Source organism: Streptomyces sp. URMC 124, assembly GCF_051386455.1.
Lineage (GTDB): Bacteria > Actinomycetota > Actinomycetes > Streptomycetales > Streptomycetaceae > Streptomyces.
Map to the genome: position 1 here is coordinate 1 of NZ_JBPQTS010000494.1, position 266 is coordinate 266.

1 pseudogene is annotated in these 266 nt (G+C 47.4%); it reads right to left on the reverse strand.

What is annotated here, in order from left to right:
* Positions 1-66 precede the first annotated feature (66 nt).
* Positions 67-266, reverse strand: a pseudogene (locus ACSNOG_RS33445) (hypothetical protein); the annotation flags it as partial.

The following is a 266-nucleotide window of genomic DNA, read 5'->3' on the forward strand; positions in this document are numbered from 1 at the left end:
CTATATATATGCCGGGGGTGATACCTGCACCATAGACGAATGCCTAAATCCAATATTGCTTGTGTATTATAACAAAGGAGACAACAAACGCGCCGCTTGATCAAGCATCCGCTCGGATGAAGGTCGATTCACGTGATCTTCCAAACGATAGGGAGTCGCCTCGGCAAGATCCCGTTCGAATTGTTCCGTTAGTTCCCGAGCCACATCGGAGTGATACATCACTGCGCAGATTTCGTAGTTTAAACGATAGCTCCGGAGATCATAGT